This window comes from Mycobacterium sp. IDUB_1, assembly GCF_055419625.1.
On the sequence record NZ_JBVAYA010000001.1, the window covers coordinates 2076729 to 2096506 of the forward strand.

The 19778-nt window shown below is 68.0% G+C and carries 15 protein-coding genes; 9 read left to right on the forward strand and 6 right to left on the reverse strand.

Going from position 1 to position 19778, the window contains the following annotated elements; translation table 11 throughout:
- Nucleotides 1–52: 52 nt before the first annotated feature.
- Nucleotides 53–937, forward strand: a complete 885-nt coding sequence (locus tag ACZYYX_RS10580) for a hypothetical protein (protein WP_463814346.1) — start codon at nucleotides 53–55, stop codon at nucleotides 935–937.
- 66 nt (nucleotides 938–1003) lie between these two features.
- Here ACZYYX_RS10580 and ACZYYX_RS10585 read toward each other — a convergent pair whose 3' ends face one another.
- The gene (locus ACZYYX_RS10585; RefSeq protein WP_463814347.1) at nucleotides 1004–1483 is read right to left on the reverse strand and encodes a gamma-glutamylcyclotransferase; all 480 of its coding nucleotides are present in this window, start codon (nucleotides 1481–1483) and stop codon (nucleotides 1004–1006) included.
- A gap of 41 nt (nucleotides 1484–1524) precedes the next feature.
- On the opposite strand from ACZYYX_RS10585, the gene ACZYYX_RS10590 reads away from it, so the two are divergent.
- From ACZYYX_RS10590 to ACZYYX_RS10610, 5 genes are all read left to right on the forward strand, one after another.
- Nucleotides 1525–2940: an NAD(P)H-quinone dehydrogenase gene (locus tag ACZYYX_RS10590; protein WP_463814348.1), complete on the forward strand. Its 1416-nt coding sequence runs from the start codon at nucleotides 1525–1527 to the stop codon at nucleotides 2938–2940.
- Nucleotides 2941–2988: 48 nt separating this feature from the next.
- Complete coding sequence (gene glpD / locus ACZYYX_RS10595; RefSeq protein ID WP_463814349.1) at nucleotides 2989–4716, forward strand: glycerol-3-phosphate dehydrogenase; 1728 nt, start codon at nucleotides 2989–2991, stop codon at nucleotides 4714–4716.
- Nucleotides 4713–5573, forward strand: a complete 861-nt coding sequence (locus ACZYYX_RS10600; RefSeq protein ID WP_463814350.1) for a pseudouridine synthase — start codon at nucleotides 4713–4715, stop codon at nucleotides 5571–5573. The genes glpD and ACZYYX_RS10600 overlap by 4 nt, the downstream gene beginning before the upstream one ends.
- Before the next feature lie 417 nt (nucleotides 5574–5990).
- A complete protein-coding gene (locus ACZYYX_RS10605; RefSeq protein ID WP_463814897.1) occupies nucleotides 5991–6158 on the forward strand; it encodes a hypothetical protein in 168 nt (55 codons plus the stop codon).
- Complete coding sequence (locus ACZYYX_RS10610; protein WP_463814351.1) at nucleotides 6158–6928, forward strand: SDR family NAD(P)-dependent oxidoreductase; 771 nt, start codon at nucleotides 6158–6160, stop codon at nucleotides 6926–6928. The genes ACZYYX_RS10605 and ACZYYX_RS10610 overlap by 1 nt, the downstream gene beginning before the upstream one ends.
- Here ACZYYX_RS10610 and ACZYYX_RS10615 read toward each other — a convergent pair.
- Complete coding sequence (locus tag ACZYYX_RS10615; RefSeq protein ID WP_463814352.1) at nucleotides 6925–7704, reverse strand: enoyl-CoA hydratase/isomerase family protein; 780 nt, start codon at nucleotides 7702–7704, stop codon at nucleotides 6925–6927. The two genes, ACZYYX_RS10610 and ACZYYX_RS10615, sit on opposite strands and share 4 nt — an antisense overlap.
- Nucleotides 7705–7713: 9 nt before the next feature.
- Nucleotides 7714–8403 (reverse strand): TetR family transcriptional regulator, encoded by a 690-nt coding sequence (locus ACZYYX_RS10620; protein ID WP_463814353.1) that lies wholly within the window; start codon nucleotides 8401–8403, stop codon nucleotides 7714–7716.
- A gap of 71 nt (nucleotides 8404–8474) precedes the next feature.
- On the opposite strand from ACZYYX_RS10620, the gene ACZYYX_RS10625 reads away from it, so the two are divergent.
- From ACZYYX_RS10625 to ACZYYX_RS10635, 3 genes are all read left to right on the forward strand, one after another.
- On the forward strand, nucleotides 8475–9530 hold the full coding sequence (locus ACZYYX_RS10625; protein ID WP_463814354.1) for a ferredoxin reductase: 1056 nt from the start codon (nucleotides 8475–8477) through the stop codon (nucleotides 9528–9530).
- Nucleotides 9531–9596: 66 nt separating this feature from the next.
- Nucleotides 9597–10757: a fatty acid desaturase family protein gene (locus ACZYYX_RS10630; protein ID WP_463814355.1), complete on the forward strand. Its 1161-nt coding sequence runs from the start codon at nucleotides 9597–9599 to the stop codon at nucleotides 10755–10757.
- A gap of 175 nt (nucleotides 10758–10932) precedes the next feature.
- Entirely contained in the window at nucleotides 10933–11268 is a 336-nt protein-coding gene (locus tag ACZYYX_RS10635; protein WP_463814356.1) for a PASTA domain-containing protein, read from the forward strand.
- A gap of 22 nt (nucleotides 11269–11290) precedes the next feature.
- Here the strand turns inward: ACZYYX_RS10635 and ACZYYX_RS10640 are convergent, their stop codons facing one another.
- The 3 genes from ACZYYX_RS10640 to ACZYYX_RS10650 form a co-directional block, all read right to left on the reverse strand.
- Entirely contained in the window at nucleotides 11291–14401 is a 3111-nt protein-coding gene (locus ACZYYX_RS10640) for a bifunctional cytochrome P450/NADPH--P450 reductase (RefSeq protein ID WP_463814357.1), read from the reverse strand.
- Between the two features lie 69 nt (nucleotides 14402–14470).
- Nucleotides 14471–15223: an endonuclease VIII Nei2 gene (nei2, locus tag ACZYYX_RS10645; RefSeq protein WP_463814358.1), complete on the reverse strand. Its 753-nt coding sequence runs from the start codon at nucleotides 15221–15223 to the stop codon at nucleotides 14471–14473.
- Nucleotides 15223–19761 (reverse strand): ATP-dependent helicase, encoded by a 4539-nt coding sequence (locus ACZYYX_RS10650; RefSeq protein ID WP_463814871.1) that lies wholly within the window; start codon nucleotides 19759–19761, stop codon nucleotides 15223–15225. Before ACZYYX_RS10650 ends, nei2 begins: the two co-directional genes overlap by 1 nt.
- Between the last annotated feature and the right edge of the window lie 17 nt (nucleotides 19762–19778).

A 19778-nucleotide genomic window follows, 5' to 3' on the forward strand; every position in this document is an offset into this window, starting at 1 on the left:
GGCAGCGCGCGAGCCCTGGCCCGCCGCGTGCCCCTGCACCCAGCATGGCCGCATGGACGAGCACCTCATCGCGCTGTTCGACGCCCAGGGTGGCGTGGCCACCAGCGCACAGATCCTCCGGTACCTGACCCGCCGTCGTTTCGAGGCGCTCACCAACAGCGGTGTCTTGGAACGCATCTGGCAAGGCATCTATTGCCGCGGTGAGCCCACTGATCTACTCCGGCTGCGTGGTCTCGATCTGTCGTGCGGGCGTCCCGTGGCCGTCTGCCTCGCCACCGCGGCCGCGATGTTCGGCTTCGACACCGAGCAGCCGGCCGAACTCCACGTGCTCGACCCACAGTGCGGGCTGCGCGATGCCGACGGGTTGGTGGTGCATCGCCGCGACGGCGCACCGCTGGTGAGAGTCGACGACCGTCGTGCGACGGCACCGGCCTGGACGGCCGTCGAGGTCGCGCGCAGTCTGCGGCGCCCGCGGGCGCTGGCCACGCTTGATGCCGCGCTCCGCAGCGGCACCTGCAACCGTGCCGATCTGTGGCGCGCGGCCACCGAGCAGAAGGGGCGCCGCGGCATCGTGGCGGTGCGAGATCTACTGGCGCTCGCCGACCCGCGGGCTGAGTCGCCGATGGAGAGTGAGGCGCGGCTGGCGATGCTCGACGGCGGTCTGCCGGTGCCGGAGCTGCAGTACGAAATCCTCGACGGCAACGGTAATCTGCGGCGGCTGGACTTCGCGTGGCCCGATCGGCAGGTCGCAGCGGAGTATGACGGTCTCGCGTGGCACTCGGGGCCGGAGGCGATGGCCGAGGACCGGAAGCGCTTGAATGCGTTGGCGGACGTCGACTGGACTGTGGTGCCGATCGTGTTCGATGACGTCCGCTATCGGGCGTTGGAGATGGTGGCGCGGATCGATCGGCAGTTGACGCGCGCTCGTGCGGCGTGAGCGCGCACAGAGAGTCAGAAAATACGGCGCGTCGATGTACAAACGTGCGCGCTCGCCGAAGAAGAGCTACACCCCGGGGCCGGGGCCGATGTTGCTCGACGGCCGCGTGCGCAGATCGTAGACGTATTCGGATGGCGCGCCGGCGATTTCGGCCGCCTCGGCCATCACGCCGAGATAGCGTGCCGACGGAATGCCGCCCTCCCAGGCGTCGACCACGTACAGCCACGCCAGCGCGGGATCGGTGTTGGTGTCCGACGACGTCCGCTCCACCCGACAGCGGATCTTCTTGTGAATGCCGAGCTCCGAACCCTCCCAGCGGTCGAGGTTCTCCTCGTCCTCCTTGGTCACGTCGTAGAGCACGACGAAGACCTTGGAGTCGGGGTCCTCGACGATCGTCGCCAAGGCGCCTTCCCACCCGATGTCCTCGCCGCCGAAGGTCAGTCGCCACCCGTGCAGCCAGCCGGTACCCGCCATCGGGGAATGAGGAGCCCGCTGCAGCATCTGCTCGGGATGCATGTTCGACCCGTAGGCGGCGTAGAGCGGCACGCGAGAAGCTTAAACGTATCTGTGTGGAATAGGTTGGTGGCGTGGTAACGCGGATCGTGATCATCGGCGGTGGACCGGCGGGCTATGAGGCGGCATTGGTCGCGGCGGGCCGGGGGCGCGACGTCGCCCAGGTGACAATCGTCGACTCCGACGGCATCGGTGGCGGGTGCGTGCTCTATGACTGCGTGCCGTCGAAGACGTTGATCGCGTCGACGGGCGTGCGCACCGAGCTGCGCCGCGCGCAGGGGCTGGGCTTCGACCTCAGCATCGACGATGCAACCATCTCGCTGCACGACATCAACAACCGGGTGAAGACGCTGGCGTCCTCGCAGTCAGCCGACATCGGTAGCCAGCTGCTCAACCAGGGTGTGACGATCATCGGTGGGCGCGGCGAGCTCGTCGACGACATCGCCGGCATGGCTCATCACCGCGTGAAGGTGACCACACCTGACGGCAAGATCGGCGTGCTCAAGGCCGACATCGTCCTGATCGCCACCGGCGCGAGCCCTCGGGTGCTGCCCAACGCGGTTCCCGACGGCGACCGAATCCTGACCTGGCGCCAGGTCTACGACCTCGAGGAGCTGCCGGAGCACCTCGTCATCGTGGGCTCGGGGGTGACCGGCGCGGAGTTCTGCAACGCCTACACCGAGCTCGGCGTCACGGTGACGGTCGTCGCGAGCCGCGACCAGATCCTGCCCCACGAGGACTCTGACGCGGCGGCGGTGCTGGAAGAGGTGTTCAACGAACGCGGAGTGACGCTGGTCAAGAACGCCCGCGCGGACTCGGTGACCCGCACCGACAAGGGGGTCCGTGTCGCGATCGCCGACGGCCGCGTCGTCGAGGGCAGCCATGCGTTGATGACGGTCGGTTCGGTGCCCAACACCGCAGGTCTGGGTCTGGACCGCATCGGTGTCGAGCTCAAGCCGGGTGGCTACATTCCCGTCGACCGGGTCTCGCGCACGCCGGCGCCGGGGGTCTACGCGGCAGGTGACTGCACGGGGCTGCTGCCGCTGGCCTCGGTCGCGGCGATGCAGGGCCGCATCGCGATGTACCACGCACTCGGCGAAGGGGTGTCCCCGATCCGGCTGCGCACGGTCGCTTCGGCGACATTCACCCGTCCCGAGATCGCCGCGGTCGGTATCCCGCAGTCAGCGATCGACGACGGCAGTGTGCCGGCCCGCACTTTGACTCTGCCGTTGAGCACCAATGCCCGCGCGAAGATGTCGCTGCTCAGACACGGTTTCGTGAAGATCTTCTGCCGGCCCGCCACGGGTGTGGTCATCGGTGGGGTGGTGGTCGCGCCGATCGCCTCGGAGCTGATCCTGCCGATCGCGCTCGCCGTGCAGAACCGCATCTCGGTGACCGATCTGGCACAGACGCTGTCGGTGTATCCCTCGCTGTCGGGTTCGATCGTGGAGGCGGCGCGGCGATTGATGGCACACGACGATCTGGACTGATCCCACGTACCCTGGATCCCGTACTGACCGGTAACAAGGAAGGTGCACGTGAGCAACCAGGACGCGGACGACCTCGGCCCTGATCAGCGTTCCCGAGCGTGGCAACAGCTCGGCAGTGAGCAGTTCGACGTCGTGGTGATCGGCGGGGGAGTCGTCGGCGCGGGCGCTGCGCTCGACGCGGCGACCCGCGGGTTGAGAGTGGCACTGGTGGAGGCCCGCGATTTCGCCTCGGGCACGTCCAGTCGGAGCAGCAAGATGTTCCACGGCGGCCTGCGCTACCTCGAGCAACTGGAGTTCGGTCTGGTGCGCGAGGCGCTGCACGAGCGCGAGTTGTCGCTGACGACGCTCGCGCCGCATCTGGTGAAGCCGCTGCCGTTTCTGTTCCCGCTCACCAATCGGGTGTGGGAGCGGCCTTATGTCGCAGCGGGGATCTTTCTGTACGACAGCCTGGGTGGGGCGAAATCCGTTCCCGCGCAGAAGCATCTGACCCGCGCCGGGGCGCTGCGGTTGTCTCCTGGACTCAAGCGCAGCGCGCTGATCGGCGGAATCCGCTACTACGACACCGTCGTCGACGACGCCCGGCACACCATGATGGTGGCGCGCACCGCCGCGCATTACGGGGCAGTGGTGCGGACGTCGACGCAGGTGGTCGCGTTGCGCCGGGAGGGAGATCGGGTGACCGGCGTGCGGGTGCGTGATTCCGAGGACGGTTCGGTCACCGACGTCCGCGCGCACGTCGTGGTCAACGCGACCGGGGTGTGGACCGACGAGATCCAGGCATTGTCCAAGCAGCGCGGCCGATTTCGGGTGCGCGCCTCCAAGGGTGTGCACATCGTCGTCCCGCGTGATCGCGTTGTCAGTGAGGTCGCGATCATCCTGCGTACCGAGAAGTCGGTGCTGTTCGTGATCCCGTGGGGCACGCACTGGATCATCGGCACCACGGACACCGACTGGAACCTCGACCTGGCGCACCCGGCGGCCACCAAAGCCGACATCGACTACATCCTCGGCCACGTCAACACGGTGCTCGCCACGCCGCTGACTCACGACGACATCGACGGCGTGTACGCCGGATTGCGGCCGCTGCTGGCCGGGGAGAGCGAAGAGACCTCGAAACTGTCGCGTGAACACGCGGTTGCGGTGCCCTCGCCGGGTCTGGTGGCGATCGCCGGCGGCAAGTACACCACCTACCGGGTGATGGCCGAGGACGCGATCGATGCGGCGGCCGAGTTCGTGCCGACCCGGGTGGCGAAGTCCATCACCGAGAAGGTGCCGTTGATGGGCGCCGACGGCTACTTCGCTCTGGTCAACCAAACACAAAGTGTCGGAAAGCGTTACGGCCTGCATCCGTATCGGGTTCGGCATCTGCTCGACAGGTACGGTTCACTGATCGACGAGGTGTTGTCGATGGCCGAGGACAGGCCCGAGTTGCTCGAGCCGATCACCGACGCACCGGTGTACCTGAAGGTGGAGGCCGCCTACGCCGCCGCGGCGGAGGGAGCCCTGCATCTGGAGGACATTCTCGCCCGTCGTATGCGGATTTCGATCGAGTATCCGCATCGCGGGGTGGATTGCGCCCGCGAGGTGGCAGAAATCGTTGCGCCGGTTCTCAATTGGTCGCCTGGCGACGTCGATCGAGAGGTGGAGACGTACCGGGCCCGCGTGGAGGCCGAGGTGCAGTCGCAGACCCAGCCCGACGACGAGTCGGCCGACGCGCTACGGGCCGCGGCGCCAGAGGCGCGCGCGGAGATTCTCGAGCCGGTCCCACTGAATTGAGGCGGCCCGCACCGCTTCCCGTGCGCGACGGGCTCGGGCCGGCGCGGCTGCGGTTGCGGGGCGGTGTGGTGCTCGACGAGTTGACCGACCGGTTTGGTGTCGATGCTGCGGCGAAAGTGCTTGCCGGAGAAGTGGTGTGCGCCGACGGTACCGTCGTCACGGAGACGACAGCCTTGCCGCGGGGCGCCCATGTGTACTTCTATCGGGAACTGCCTGACGAAGTCCCCGTTCCGTTCGAGATCCCCGTCCTCTATCGCGATGACAACATCGTCGTCGCCGACAAGCCGCATTTCCTCGCGACGATGCCTCGGGGCGGACACGTCGCGCAGACCGCGGTGGTCCGGCTGCGCCGAGAGCTCGCCCTCCCGGAGCTGACTCCGGCACACCGACTGGATCGCCTCACTGCCGGCGTGCTGGTGTTCACCACACGCCGCGAGGTTCGTGGCGCCTATCAGACGCTGTTCGCCCGAGGTGAGGTCGACAAGACGTACCTGGCGCACGCGCCCGAGGCGGACATCGAGTGGCCGGTCACCGTGCGTAGCCGCATCGTCAAGCGGCGCGGCTTCCTGCAGGCGGTGGAAGAGCCCGGTGAGCCGAACGCCGAGACGCGCATCGAGCGGGACGGATCGCTGTATCGGCTGACTCCCCGCACGGGCCGCACCCACCAGCTGCGGGTCCACATGGCGTCGCTGGGCGTGCCCATCACCGGGGATCCGCTGTATCCGGAGATCGTCGACGTGGCGCCCGACGATTTCTCGACGCCGCTGCGCCTGCTGGCTCACAGTCTTGCGTTCGACGATCCGGTCACGGGCCGACTGCGTCGCTTCACCAGCGCGCGCACCCTGACCAAGAGCTAGTGTGCGCCCAGATCGCAACTCCCCTCGAACTGCGATCCGCGGCTGCGATCTGAACGCCCACTGTGCGCCCTCGCGTTCGCACAAAGGAAATGTACGACATCGTCAATGAGTTCGCTGAGTGAATCCTTGAAATCGATAAAATTGCCTCGACGTGGTGTTCTGGCCTGAAACCTACTCAATGTCAGATTTGCTCAGCAGTGTGGCGTGGCCGCTACGACGGGCTGCCGGGGCGCGAGCGTCGCGGCGGCGCCCGTTTCCTGTATCGATGTCGCACTGCGCGACGCGGAGGGACAATCCTGGCAAATGTGGTCGCCAGTGGCGCGCACCCTGTTGAGTACACTTCGCCCGCGGCACCCAGTGACGACTGCCACAATCGACGCTGATCCGCGTCGCGTCAGCGGACAGGAAGGAGCGCGCGTGCGCATCAGCTGGCTCGTGGCGACACCGCCACCGCCCCCACCACCGGGTGCGCCGCCGCCGCCTCCACCGCCGCCACCGCCCCCGCCGCCCCCGGTGGCGTGGACGCCGAACGTCAGCGTCTGCGCAGATGTCGGTCGCCGGGTCACCGTCAGCGGGTGCGTGTGATGGACCGACCGACTTTCGATCGGCTCTTCGACATGTCCGAGAGGACCGTCATCGTCACCGGCGGTACCCGCGGCATCGGACTGGCGCTGGCGCAGGGTTACGTGCTCGCCGGTGCGCGCGTGGTCGTGGCCAGCCGCAAGGCCGAGGCCTGTGAGCAGGCCGCCGCGCACCTGCGGGCCCTCGGGGGTGAGGCGATCGGTGTCCCAACCCATCTCGGTGAGGTGGACGATCTGGGCGCACTCGTCGAGCGGACTGTCGCCGAATTCGGCGGCGTGGACGTCGTGGTGAACAACGCGGCCAACGCGCTGGCTCAACCGCTCGGCCAGATGACCGCCGACGGGCTGACGAAGTCCTTCGAGGTCAATCTGCGGGGGCCGGTGTTCCTCGTGCAGGCCGCGCTTCCGCATCTGAAGGCCAGCGAGCACGCCGCGGTTCTGAACATGGTGTCGGTGGGGGCGTTCATCTTCGCGCCGATGCTCGCGATCTACGCGTCGATGAAGGCCGCGCTGATGTCGTTCACGCGGTCGATGGCAGCGGAGCTGGCGCACGACGGGATCCGTGTCAACGCATTGGCGCCCGGGCCTGTCGACACCGACATGATGCGCAAGAACTCTCAGGAGGCAGTCGACGGAATGATTCGCGGCACGTTGATGCGCCGTCTGGCGACTGCTGACGAAATGGTCGGCGCCGCACTGCTGTTGACCTCTGATGCGGGCAGCTACATGACGGGTCAGGTCATCATGGTCGACGGCGGCGGGACGCCTCGCTAGGACTTGCGCAGGATTTTCGCAGCTGCTTCGCGCATCTCGCCGCTGGTGGTGGAGAGTATCTGGCTGCGGTTCTCCAGATGCAGTGCGGCCTCGAGGCTGCCGGTGTCGAGATTCGCCCAGAGCACCTGCTTGGTCGACTCCACGCCGAATTTGCCGTAGCCGCAGAGTGTTTCGGCGATGGACAGGGCCTCGGCGAGGGCGTCGTCGGCCAGCCGGGAGGCCAGGCCGAGGCGCAGTGCCTCATCGGCGTCGACGACGCGGGCGGTGAGGATGAGGTCGAACGCGTGCCCGGCGCCCACGATGCGGGGCAGCGTGTAGCTCACGCCGATGTCGCAGCCACCCAGGCCCAGTTTGATGAACTGCGTGCAGAACCGTGCGGTGGGGGCGGCGACGCGCAGGTCGCACGAGGCTGCGATGCCCAGTCCGCCCCCGTACGCGACGCCGTTGACGGCGGCGATCACAGGCTGGCGCAACCGGTGGATCTTGGCGGTCAGATCGGCGATGCGCTCCTGCCACCGCATTCCCGAGCGGGGGAACTCGAGGCCGCCACCGGTCTGCGCGGGATCTGAGGTGCGCAGGTCCAGTCCGGAACAGAAGCCGCGGCCCGCGCCGGTCAACACCACGACCCGACAGGCGTTGTCGGTGGCGATGGCGTCCAGCGCCGCGTGGAGCGCCTCGACCAACTCGTAGGACAGAGAGTTGAGGGAGTCAGGCCGATTGAGGGTCAGCACGGTGATCTCGGGCCTGGGTCGGGTCACTTCCAGAACGGACGCCATGGCGTCACGCTAACTGCTGCGCCACTCCGACACTCCGATGGTGATCATCCGCAGCTGTTTGATCGCGATCCGGCGTATCTCGGCCACCGCGACGGGATCGGTGGTGTCTTCGAGGGCTTCGGCGATCGAGATCATCGAGTTCACGAACACGCTGGCCAGGATGTTGAGGTCCTCCACGCTCCAGGTGTTCAGCCCGGGGAAGCGGGCCAAGTCGATGGCCAGCTCGGAGGTGATCAAACGGATCTCGGAGCGGATGGCGTAACGCAGCACGGTGACCCCGCTGGAGCGTTCTCGTCCGATGAACATCCAGTGTTCGCGGCGGGCCTGTACGCCCTCGATGAGGATGTCCACCGAGGATTCGATGACCCTGTTCGGGTCGAGCTTGCCGGCGCGTCCGCCGCGCAGCATGTCGCGCAACGTGCGGAAAGACTCGTCGATCAGCACCAGGCCGAGCGCATCCATCGACTCGAAATGCCGGTAGAAGGCCGCGGGCACGATGCCTGCCTCGCGGGTCACCTCACGCAGGCTCAGCGCACTGAAACTTCGTTCGGAGAGGAGGTGCAGAGCGGCGTCGACGATCGCCCGGCGGGTCGCTTCCTTGCGTTCCTCCCGGGATTGCGTCTCTCGGCCCGCTCCCGACCGAGACCTACTCGACCTGCCGGAACGCTCCGAGTGTGACCTGGGCGTACGACTGTTCACTGGTTGTGAAACATACCACACGCTGCACCGATCTCTTGACGTGGGGGGTGCGGTGCGCGCACGGTATACACATGTTCACTCAAACTTTGACCACGCGGACACGGCGGTCGAGGCTGCTGGACCTCCTGACCGGACCGCACGGTGTCGATCGCTACACCGAGCTGGTCGATCCGACCTGGACGCGCGGCGACGCCCGAGCGCGGGTCGTCGCGGTGCACCGCACCACCCCCCGCAGCGTGACGCTGACCCTGGCTCCCAATCGCGCCTTCACCGGATTCCGGGCGGGTCAGCACATCAACTTGTCGGTCGAGATCGACGGTCGCCGTCGCACGCGTCCGTACTCGCCGGCAGGCGCCGAGAACGACCGCCACATCGAGCTGACGGTCGGCCGCCACGACGGCGGGCTGGTGTCGAACTATCTCTACGAACACGCCCACCCCGGCATGGTCGTTCACCTCGACTCCGTCGGCGGCGAGTTCACCCTGCCGCAGACGCTGCCTGACCGGATGCTGTTCGTCTCCGGCGGCAGTGGTATCACCCCCGTGATGTCGATGCTGCGCACACTGCGCGCGCAGGGACACCGCGGACAGGTCGCGTTCGTCCACTACGCGCGGTCCGCTCAGGAGGCGTGCTACCGCGACGAACTCGCCGAGATCGCCGCCACGATGCCGAACGTGTCGGTGCGGCACGGTTTCACCCGTGACGCCGAGGGGTCGGACCTCTCGGGGCGGTTCGGCGCCCAGCACCTGCCTTTCGCCGATCCGCAGGCGGTCTTCGTCTGCGGTCCGCCGGCTCTGGTCGACGCGGTGCGGGAGATGTTCCCCGATGCTGCCCACGAGAGCTTCATACCGCCGGTGTTCGACGGTGAAGCCTCCGGGGGGCAGGTCACGTTCAGCGAGAGCGGGCTCGAGCTGACCGACGATGGTCGCCCGCTGCTGAACCAGGCCGAGGACGCGGGCCTGACCCCGGAGAGCGGGTGCCGCATGGGCATTTGCTTCTCCTGCACACGCCGCAAGAACAGCGGCGTGGTGCGCAATGTCATCAGCGGTGCGGTGTCCTCGGCGGAAGAGGAAGACGTGCAGATCTGCGTCACCGCCCCGCTGGGCGACGTCGACATCGCTCTGTAAGACAACCGGATTCGCCAAGACCACAACACCCGACCGAGTACGTCAGTCTCCGCGAAAGGAACAGACATGACCGAGACTTTGGGCACCACACAGACTTTGGACACCACACAGACTTCGGATACGACCGAGACCGCCGCGCCCCAGCCCAAGACCCTGTCGAAGACCGTCGGCGGCCGCACGATCACGATGACTCCCGAGCAGGCCGAGGCCTTCGGCCGGGAACTCGACGCGCTGAAGGAAAGCGTGATCGCCGACCTCGGCGAGCGTGACGCCACCTACATCCGTCGCATGATCAAAGCGCAGCGCGGACTCGAAATCGGCGGACGCGCAATGCTTTTCGGTGGCATCATCCCACCGTTCTGGCTGGCTGGCACGGCGATGCTGGGTCTGTCGAAGATCATCGACAACATGGAGATCGGCCACAACGTCATGCACGGCCAGTACGACTGGATGGGCGATCCGGCGATCTCGTCGCGCAATTTCGAGTGGGACACCGCCTGCCCGGCCGACCAGTGGCGCCACTCGCACAACTACATGCACCACACCTACACCAACATCGTGGGCATGGACCGCGACGTGGGCTACGGCATCCTGCGGATGAGCTCCGACCAGAAGTGGAAGCCGTACTTCCTGGGTAACCCGTTGTGGGCGTTCCTGCTGATGGTGCTGTTCCAGTACGGTGTCGCTCTGCACGAGCTCGAGAGCGAGAAGATCGCGTCGCGTGAGATCACGTTGCGCGACAAGCGCGAGATCCTCGAAGGCATCTGGCGCAAGACCAAGCAACAGACCCTGAAGGACTACGTGGCGTTCCCGCTGCTGGCCGGTCCGTTCGCGCCCTGGGTGTTCGCGGGCAACATGACGGCCAACCTGATGCGCAACGTGTGGGCCTACATGATCATCTTCTGTGGTCACTTCCCCGAGGACGTGCAGGAGTTCTCGATCGAGGAGACCAAGGCCGAGACCCGTGGCCAGTGGTACTTCCGGCAGGTGCTGGGTTCAGCGAACCTGACCGGCGGCAAGCTGTTCCACATCCTCAGCGGCAACCTGAGCTTCCAGATCGAGCACCATCTGTTCCCGGACATCCCGGCGTTCCGCCACGCGGAGATCGCGCCGAAGGTGCGTGACATCTGCGAGCGCTACGGCGTGCCCTACAACAGCGGCCCGCTGCCGCACCAGTTCGCGACCGTGGTCCGCAAGATCGTCAAGCTGGCGATGCCCTGGAACTGATGGGCAGCGTTTGAGGACCGTCACCGGCCCTCGGCGACGTCGACTCCCACACGGCACCAACGGGCCGGCCGCGTGGAGACGACTGAGCCGGGGGCCTTTGACATGGCGAAATACGTCTCCTGAGTCTGTCGGATCAGTTATTTTGGGGATCCTCGGCAGCAAAGGGGGTCTACAGATGACAGCACGGGTCCTGACACTCGGGGCGACGCTTCTGACGGTGGCGGCGCTGGTCGGATCCCCGGCCGCAGCGGCGCAACCCGCCGACGACGGAACGACGTGGGAGATGCCGGACATGGCGGGCATGAAGCTCGCGGAGGCTGAAGCCACGTTCGCCGACGCCACGGCCGGGAGCGGCCTCAAGCTCGAATACTTCAACGCCCAAGGCAATTACGTGGTCTACAACCAGACCAACTGGCTCGTCTGCAATCAGTCACCCAAAGCCGGCGCCACGCTCAAGGCAACGAGTTGGGTCGGGATTGGAATCAACAGGCCCTATCCTGGCTGCAGCTGAAATAGCGCGAGCCGCCCGGAACTCAGCCGGCCCAGACGTCCTCCACGTAGTGATCCGAGGCCACCAGGCCGTCGAGCCAGGCCACCGCGGCGGCGTCGTCGGCCCCGGTGCGTGACCGGTAGATGTCGCGGAACGCGGTCCGCACCGCCGGAGCCATCCGGGCGCCGTCGCCGCAGATGAAGACGTGGGTGTTCTTCGCCGGATCGCCCAGCAGCTCCCAGACGTCGTCGGCGTCGGCGGCGATCCGGTCCTGCACGTAACGCACACCGTGTTCCGGTGCTCGTGAGAACGCCGGCCGCATCCGCACGATGCCCTCGCGCTCCGCTTCCTCGAATTGCGACCGGAAGATGTAGTCGACGTCGGGGTCGCGCACCCCGAAGAAACACAGGGCCGGGGCGAACGGTTCCCCGGCCTGTTTGGCGGCGAGCCGGTCGCCCAGGAATCCGCAGAACGGCGCGACGCCGGTGCCCGCGCTGACGAGGATGACATTGCGCTGCGGGTCCGCCCCGGCTCGGAAAGCCAAGCGTGCCGGGTCGATTCGTGCCCGCACACACGATCCGGGGGCCATCGCCGCGAGGTGGTTCGACGCCACACCCTTGAAGGGTCCGTTGCCCGAGCGGGCGGGGGTGTCCAGCACGCTGACGATCAATGCCACCTCGTGCGGCGACAGTTGCGACGACGACGCGATCGAATAGTGCCGCGGGGTCATCGGCTCCAGGAGTTCGAGCAGCTGCGCGCCGGTCAGCGCACACGCCGGGTAGCGATGCAGGATCTCCACCGGGCTCAGCCAGCAGGGCTCGTCGGAGTCCGCGAGCTGCTCGAGCGCGGCGCGTTCGGGGTCGCAGGGGTTGGTCGCGGCCAACCGACGCAGCTGGCTCTTCGTCGCCGGCTTGCGCAGTTCGACGAAGTGGGTCAGCAGCTCGCGGAGGCTCACCTCGCGGTCCAGCGCGATCGATCGTCGTGAGGACCGGCGAGGGTTGACCGACAGCCGCAACTCCGGATCGAGGGACAGCATTTCCAAGGCGGTGTCGACGACGTCGGGCGGATTGTCGGCCAGCACCGTGAGGTGATCGCCGGTCGAGTAGTCGAGCCCCTCCGGAAGTGCCACCCGGACATAGTGTTTCTGTTGTCCTGGGACGTCGACGAGCTCGTCGTTGAGGGTGACGGTCATCGGCTGGACCGCGAACCGCTCGTCGAGTGCTGTGGTCACCGACCCGGTGATGACGCGGAGGTCGTAGAGCGGTTCGTCCGCGGCGGTCAGCGGCGTGGCGTCGGGGTCGCCGAAGCGTTCGGCCAGTGCGGCCCACAGTGCGCCCTCGAACTGCTCGACCGTCGCCGTCAGGTCGCCGGAGGTGTCGGCCGAGGCTCGCGGCACCAGGGGCTGTCCGCCGAGGGCGGTCAGCCGGTCGTCGATCAGGATCGGGATGGCCTGGTAGGTGTCGGCCCAGTTGTGGTCGCCCACGCCGAGCACGGCGAACAGCGAGTCATCCGGCAGCGCAGCGGTTTCCGACTGCAGCCAGGAGACGAACTGCCGCGCGTCGTCCGTGGGCTGCCCGTTGTAGGACGACGCGACGATCACGACGGTGTCGGTGCCGGGCAGCGCACCGGCCGCGCTGTCCAGTGGTGCCACGGTCGCGGTGCAGCCGAAGTCGGTCGCGTCGTCGGCGAGCTGCTTGGCCAGCGCCCGGCACGTGCCGAGATTGGATCCGTGCAGGATCGCGAGCGTCGTCCCGGCCTTCACCGGTAGGAGAGCCGAGGACGACGCGGCGGGCCCCGCAGTAGGCGTCGCGGCCGTGGTGCCCCGTTCGGCAGGCGACCGGCGCAGCAGGTCGACGGTGAAGCCGACCGGCCGCCGGGTCATCCCGTCCCACTTCAGTTCGTAGTGAGTGGAGTCGATCAGGCGATAGCGGTGCACCAGACGGGCGACCAGCAGGGCTGCCTCGTGCAGGGCGAATTGGCGGCCGATGCAGGATCGCTCGCCGGTGCCGAAGGGCTTGAACAGCGCGGTCGAACGACCCTCTGCGACAGTGGGATCGAACCGGGACGGATCGAACACCTCGGGGTTGTCGCCCCACTGCGGCTGCCGGTGCAGCGCACCTGTGAGGACGGTGACCGCCTCGCCGCGCGCGACGGGGTAGCGGCCGTCGAGGACGGTGTCGTGCAGGGCCATACGGTCGAACATGAGGACGGGCGGCGAGAGGCGCAGCGTCTCACTGATCACTTGCCGCAGGAAGGTCAGCTTGCCGATCTCGTCGAAGGTCGGCACGTGGTCGTCATCGCTGCCGAGCACGGCGTCCACCTCTGCGCGGACCCTGGCGAGCACTGCCGGATGGTGTAGCAGGTTGTAGACGGTGTTCGGCATCAGTTCTGATGTCGTCAACTGTCCGGCGATCAGGAACGTCATGATCTGGTTGCGGACGTTGTCGGCGTCGAGGTGCCCGTCCAGCATCACGTACAGCAGGTCGCCGGTACCACCGGCGGAGTGGTCGGCGATCAGCTCGTCGAAAGCGGCGTGCAGGTGGGCACGTCCGTCACGGAGCGTCGGGGTCTCGCCGTGGGTGACCGCTTCGTGCAATGCGTCGGTGAACGCCTGGGGGACCGGTGCCAGGCCGGGGTAATCGAATGAGTTGAATCGCGCACCGAAACCGGCCAGTGCGACGGTGTCCATCGCGAGCTTCTGCAGGTCGGCCGAGACGTCCACTGGCCGTATGCCGGTGCTGGCGTCCCAGCGCGCGATCAGCTGATCGTTGATGTCGAGCATCGCGTCGTGGTAAGCGCGCAGCCCGGCGTAGCTGAAGCCGGGCAGGAGCACGTCGTGGGCCTTCTGCCAGGTGGGTTCGCCGTGGAAGGCGGTGAAGAGTCCGTCGCCGGCCAGGGGGCGCACCCGCGCGAGCGACGCGGTGAGGTTCTTGGCGAATCTGCCCTCGTCGCAGAGTTCCTCGACCAACTCCAGCGAGCAGGCGTAGAGCTTGCGCGTGCCGGTCCAGTCGCCGTAGAAGATCGGGCCGTGGATCTCGGCGAGGACGTCGACGGGCAGTGCGTAGGGTCGCCCGGCGAGGAGATCGGCGCCCGGAAGCTCCGCGACCGGTACATCGTCGAGAACCGGTGGCTCGGAGGGGATGAACTCGGTCATGCCGCGCAGCTTAGGCCCGCTCGGCGGCGCAACTGACGTCTCCGGCAATTTTTCCGGACTCGAATGTCTTCACCGCTGGCAGGTGGGGCACCAGTAGGTCACCCGGTCGCCGTCCTTGTCGGTCTCGACGCGCGTCCCACAGCGCCGGCACGGTAGCCCCGCCCGGCCGTACACCCAGACATCCTGACCGGGTCGGGTGTTGCCGGTCGTCGTGCGGTTGATGCGTAACCTGTTGAGCCACAGCATCTGCTGTGCTCGCGTGACCACCCGAAGCGGATCGGTGAGTTCGCTGACGGGGCTGGTGGGCCGCAACCCGAACACGAACGACATCTCGTTGGCGTACACGTTGCCGACCCCGGCCATCACGCGCTGGTCGAGCAGCGCTTCGGCCACCGGCCGCGACGGGTCGGCCATCAGGTTGGCCGCCGCCACCTCGGGTGACCAGTCGTCCCCGAGCAGATCGGGACCCAGGTGCGCGACGACATCCATGTCGTGTTCGCGCTCCAGCACCTCGAGCACGCCGAGGTCGATCCCCGAGGCCACCGAATCGGCGGTGCCCAGGATGATCCGGATCTTGTAGGCGGGCGCCCTGACCCGGCCGATGATCCACGCGCCGTCCATTTTCAGATGCGAGTGGATGCTCGCCTGGCCCACCCGGATGAACAGGTGCTTGCCGCGGCTGAGCACCTCGTCGACGACCTGTCCGCTCAGATCCACCGCCGCATAACGCGGCACCCGCACATCGCAGCGCGTCAACGTCCTGCCTTCCAACGCTTTCCGCAACTTGTCGGCGGTGCGGAAGACGGTGTCACCCTCGGGCATCAGCGCAGCCGCAGCCCGCGCGGTGTCCGGGAGAAGCCCGCCTGAACCAGCGATTCGACGACCACGGAGTCGCGGCTCTCCAGCACCGGGACCCCGTCGATGCGTTCGACGAGCAACGCCGGGACACGCTGCCGGGTCACCAGCTCGGCGAGGGTGGCAGCCGCGGCGTTGTGCACGCCGGCGTCGTCGGTGAAGCTGAGCAGTGACCTGCCTCCGCGTTCCACGAACCACGCCAGCTCACCGTCGACGAGCACGACCAGGGCACCCGCTTTGCGGCCCGGCCGGTGGGCCCCCTCGCCCTGGCTTGGCCAGGGCAGCGCCGCGCCGAAGGGGTTGGCCGGATCGGTCGCCGCCAGCGCGACCGCGCGCAGACTCTGCTGCTTGTCGTCGATGCTGTCGGCGTGGCTGCGCAACCGATCGACGGTGCTCGCGGTCGCGAATTGGGCGCCGCCCAGCGATTCGACGAAATAGCCGCGCTGACACCGACCGGCCTCTTCCATCGTGCTGAGCACCTTGTACATCGAGGCGAATCCGCCGGCGATGTTCTCCGCCGCGACTGCACCCTTGGTCAGCACACCGTGCCGCGCCAAGAGTTGATCGGCTTGATAAGAGGCCCGCAGCGTCGTGTCGACTTCGGCACTGGGCAGCGCCGACCACCGACCCGCCACCGTCGGATCGGCGTCCCGGTGCGCGCCGAGCCCGGCGGAGCTGATGCTGTAGCGGCTCAGCCGAGGGGCACGGCGGTGCCGATGCGAGGGTGCCGCGGATCGCTTTGCGCCGGAGCCGCGGGTGCCGGCCAGCAGCGCCCGCACAGGTGCGAACGTGTCACCGCCCACGTATCCAGCCCAGATCAGTTGCCACAGAGCCTCTTTGAGCGCCTCGGTGGTCACGCCGTCGACGGCGAGCTGGCGGAAGAAATACGCACCGCCGCCGCTGAGCGCCCCGAGGATGGTGTGGTGGGTGTCGGTGAAGTCCAGATCGCCCGGCGGAGCCAGCGACAGCGCAGCGGTGTCGGCGGGATGGAACGCCACCCAGCCATCGGCCGACGACAACGCACCGACGCCGGACCACAGCACCTCGCCGGACGCCAGGAGTTCGTCGAGCATGCCGGGCTGATAGTCCCGGACCCGCTGCCCGAAGATCAACGGCTCGACCGCGGATGCCGGCATCGACACACCGGCGAGCTGGTCGATCACCGACGCCAACCCGTCGACGCCCGACACGCGGTCGCTGCCCAGCTGCTGCCAGGCCGGCAGGAAGCGGCCGAGCGCCGCGGTGCTGACGGGCTCGATCTGCGCCCGCAGCGCGGCGAGCGAACGGCGGCGCAGAATGCGCAGCACCTCGGAGTCGCACCACTGGTCACCGGTGTCGCCCGGCACGTCGGTGAACTCGCCACGCACCAGCTTGCCGTCGGCGGCGAGCCGGCCCAGCACGTCGGCCGCCACCCGCACACCGAGGCCGAACCGCGTCGCCGCTTCGCTCGTCGTGAACGGCCCTCGGGTGCGGGCGAATCGCGACAGCAGTTCGCCCAGCGGGTCCATCACCGGTTCGAGGAACGCCACCGGCACGCCCACCGGCACCGCCACCCCGACGCCGTCGCGCAAGCGGCCGATGTCTTCCACCGGAGCCCACCAGGTGCGACCCGCGTAGGACACCGTGACCAGCCGCTTGGCGCTCAGCAACCCTTCCAACCACCCGCCGACGTCGTCGACGGTGCAGCGCGCCGCGATCTCCTCCACCGTCAGCGGCCCGAGCATCCGCAGCAGATCTGCCACGCCCTCGGCATCGCGTGCCAACCGCTCGTCGGTGAGGTGCTGCAGCTGGCGGGTGGTGGAGGCGATGACGTCGGCGTCGAGCAGCTCCCGCAGCTCGACCCGGCCGAGTAGCTCGGCCAGCAGCGTCGGATCGAGGGCGAGTGCGGCGGCGCGCCGTTCGGCCAGCGGGCTGTCGCCTTCGTACATGAAGGCGCCGACGTAGCCGAAGAGCAGCGAGGCCGCGAAGGGCGACGGAGTCGGCGTCTCGACCTCCAGCAGGCGCACCCGGCGCTGCGCGATGCGCGCCATCAGGTCGGTGAGCATCGGCACGTCGTAGACGTCTTGCAGACACTCGCGGACCGCTTCGAGGACGATCGGGAAGTCGGGGTAGTTGCGCGCGACGTCGAGTAGCTGGGCGGCGCGCTGACGCTGGTGCCACAGAGGTGAGCGTTTACCGGGGTGCCGGCGGGGCAGCAGCAGCGCCCGCGCCGCGCATTCGCGGAACCGCGACGCGAACAGCGCCGACGAGCTGACCTCGGTGGTGACCAGCGGCTCGATCTCATCGGGGTCGAAGACGAAGATGTCAGCGCCCGGGGCGGTGTCGTCGGTGTCGGGTAACCGGACGATGATGCCGTCGTCGGATGCGGTGGGTTTCTCGTCGATGCCGAAGCGTTCGTAGAGCCGTTTGCCCACCGCGAGGGCCAGCGGGCCGTGTACTCGCAGGCCGTAGGGGGAGTGCAGGATGATCCGCCAGTCGCCGAGCTCATCGCGGAACCGCTCCACCACCAGCGCGGTGTCCGACGGTACCGCCGTGGTGGCGTTACGCTGCTCGTCGATCAACTGCCACAGGTTGTCGGTCGCGTACGTATCGAAACCGACGTCAGCGCAACGGTTCTCGAAAGCAGGACGGTCGAGCCGCGCCAGCTCGCCGGTGAATTCCCCGATCGCCGCGCCGAGTTCGGCGGGCCGCCCTACGCCGTCACCGCGCCAGAACGGCAGACGTGCCGGTTCGCCCGGGGCGGGAATCACGAGGACCCGGTCGTGGGTGATCTCGGTGATCCGCCAGCTCGTCGCGCCGAGCGAGATCACGTCGCCAGGCCGGGATTCGTAAACCATCTCCTCGTCGAGTTCACCGACGCGCGAGGGCTTTTCGGAATCTGCGCTGGAGGCGAGGAACACCGTGAACAGTCCACGGTCGGGGATCGCGCCGCCGGAGGTGACCGCCAGACGTTGAGCGCCGGGCCGCGCGGTCAGCGTGCCGGAGTCCCGGTCGTAGACGATGCGGGGGCGCAGCTCGGCGAACTCCGTCGACGGGTACTTCCCGGACAGCAGATCGAGCGTGGCTTCGAACGCGCTTCGTGGCAGTGTCGCGAACGGGGCGCTGCGCCGCACCGTGTCGAACCAGGCCTCGACGTTGATCGGTTCCAGCGCGCACGCGGCGACGGTGTGCTGTGCGAGCACGTCGAGAGGGTTCGCCGGCACGCGCATCGTCTCGATCTGCCCGCCGAGCATGCGTTGCACGCTGACCGCGCAGCCGATGAGGTCGGTGCGGTGTTTCGGGAACAGCACGCCCTGGCTGATCTCGCCGACCTGGTGTCCCGCGCGGCCGATGCGTTGCAGGCCGCTCGCGACCGATGGGGGCGTCTCGACCTGGATCACCAGGTCCACCGCACCCATGTCGATGCCCAGTTCGAGGCTCGATGTCGCGACGACGGCCTTGAGCCGGCCGCTCTTGAGGGCGTCCTCGACGTCGGCGCGGGCTTCCTTGCTGACCGAACCGTGATGTGCCCGGGCGAGCAGCGGCTCGGCGCCGTAGGTCTGCCCGCTGCCCATCAGGTGCGCCGGGGCGCCGCCGGCCACTCCCGGGTTGGGTCCGCCCAGCTCGATGCCGGCCCGTTCGGCGTGGATCTCGTTGAGCCGCGCGGTCAATCGTTCAGCCAACCGGCGCGAGTTGGTGAAGACGATCGAGCTGTTGTGCGCCTCGATGAGATCGACGATGCGTTCCTCGACGTCGGGCCAGATCGAGTTGTTCTCGAGGTTCGCCATGTCGGGGACGGGCACCTGCACGGTGAGATCGAAGGTCTTGGCCGCGGGCGGTGCCACGATCGTCGTCGGCGCGGCCCCGGACAGGAAGCGGGCGACCTCCTCGGGTGGGCGGACCGTCGCCGAGAGGCCGATCCGTTGGGCGGGACGTTCGAGCATCGCGTCCAGCCGTTCGAGGGACACCGCCAGATGCGCGCCGCGTTTGGTGCCCGCGACGGCGTGCACCTCGTCGACGATGACCGTCTGCACCCCGGCGAGCGTCTCTCGTGCCGCGGAGGTCAGCATCAGGAACAGCGACTCGGGCGTGGTGATCAGGATGTCCGGCGGCTTGGTGATGAGCTCACGACGCTTGGCAGGTGTGGTGTCCCCGGAGCGGACACCGACGCTGATCTTCGGTGGCTCCTGACCGGCGCGTTCGGCGATGCGCGAGATCCCGGTCAGTGGGGTGCGTAGGTTGCGCTCGACGTCGACGGCCAGCGCTTTGAGGGGCGATACGTACAGCACCCGGGTGGTGGGCTCACTGGCCGGCGACCGGGCCAGGCCGTCGATGGCCCAGAGGAACGCCGCCAGGGTCTTGCCGGAGCCCGTCGGGGCGATGACCAGGGTGTTGTCCCCGTCGGCGATGGCGTTCCACGCCTGTGCCTGCGCGGGGGTGGGTTCGACGAAGGTGCCGGCGAACCACTCGCGGGTCAGCGCGCTGAAGCGCGCGAGCGGGTCGGTTGTCAAGGGCACATGGTCCATGGTGCCAAGGCCCTCCG

What these genes read in the sequence shown, in the direction of transcription:
- ACZYYX_RS10630 (WP_463814355.1), top strand. Translation starts at nt 9,597, where the DNA reads ATGACCGAGACTTTGGGCACCACACAGACTTTGGACACCACACAGACT.
- ACZYYX_RS10640 (WP_463814357.1), bottom strand. Translation starts at nt 14,401, where the DNA reads ATGACCGAGTTCATCCCCTCCGAGCCACCGGTTCTCGACGATGTACCG.
- ACZYYX_RS10580 (WP_463814346.1), top strand. Translation starts at nt 53, where the DNA reads ATGGACGAGCACCTCATCGCGCTGTTCGACGCCCAGGGTGGCGTGGCC.
- nei2 (WP_463814358.1), bottom strand. Translation starts at nt 15,223, where the DNA reads ATGCCCGAGGGTGACACCGTCTTCCGCACCGCCGACAAGTTGCGGAAA.
- ACZYYX_RS10615 (WP_463814352.1), bottom strand. Translation starts at nt 7,704, where the DNA reads ATGGCGTCCGTTCTGGAAGTGACCCGACCCAGGCCCGAGATCACCGTG.
- ACZYYX_RS10650 (WP_463814871.1), bottom strand. Translation starts at nt 19,761, where the DNA reads ATGGACCATGTGCCCTTGACAACCGACCCGCTCGCGCGCTTCAGCGCG.
- ACZYYX_RS10625 (WP_463814354.1), top strand. Translation starts at nt 8,475, where the DNA reads ATGTTCACTCAAACTTTGACCACGCGGACACGGCGGTCGAGGCTGCTG.
- ACZYYX_RS10635 (WP_463814356.1), top strand. Translation starts at nt 10,933, where the DNA reads ATGACAGCACGGGTCCTGACACTCGGGGCGACGCTTCTGACGGTGGCG.
- ACZYYX_RS10610 (WP_463814351.1), top strand. Translation starts at nt 6,158, where the DNA reads ATGGACCGACCGACTTTCGATCGGCTCTTCGACATGTCCGAGAGGACC.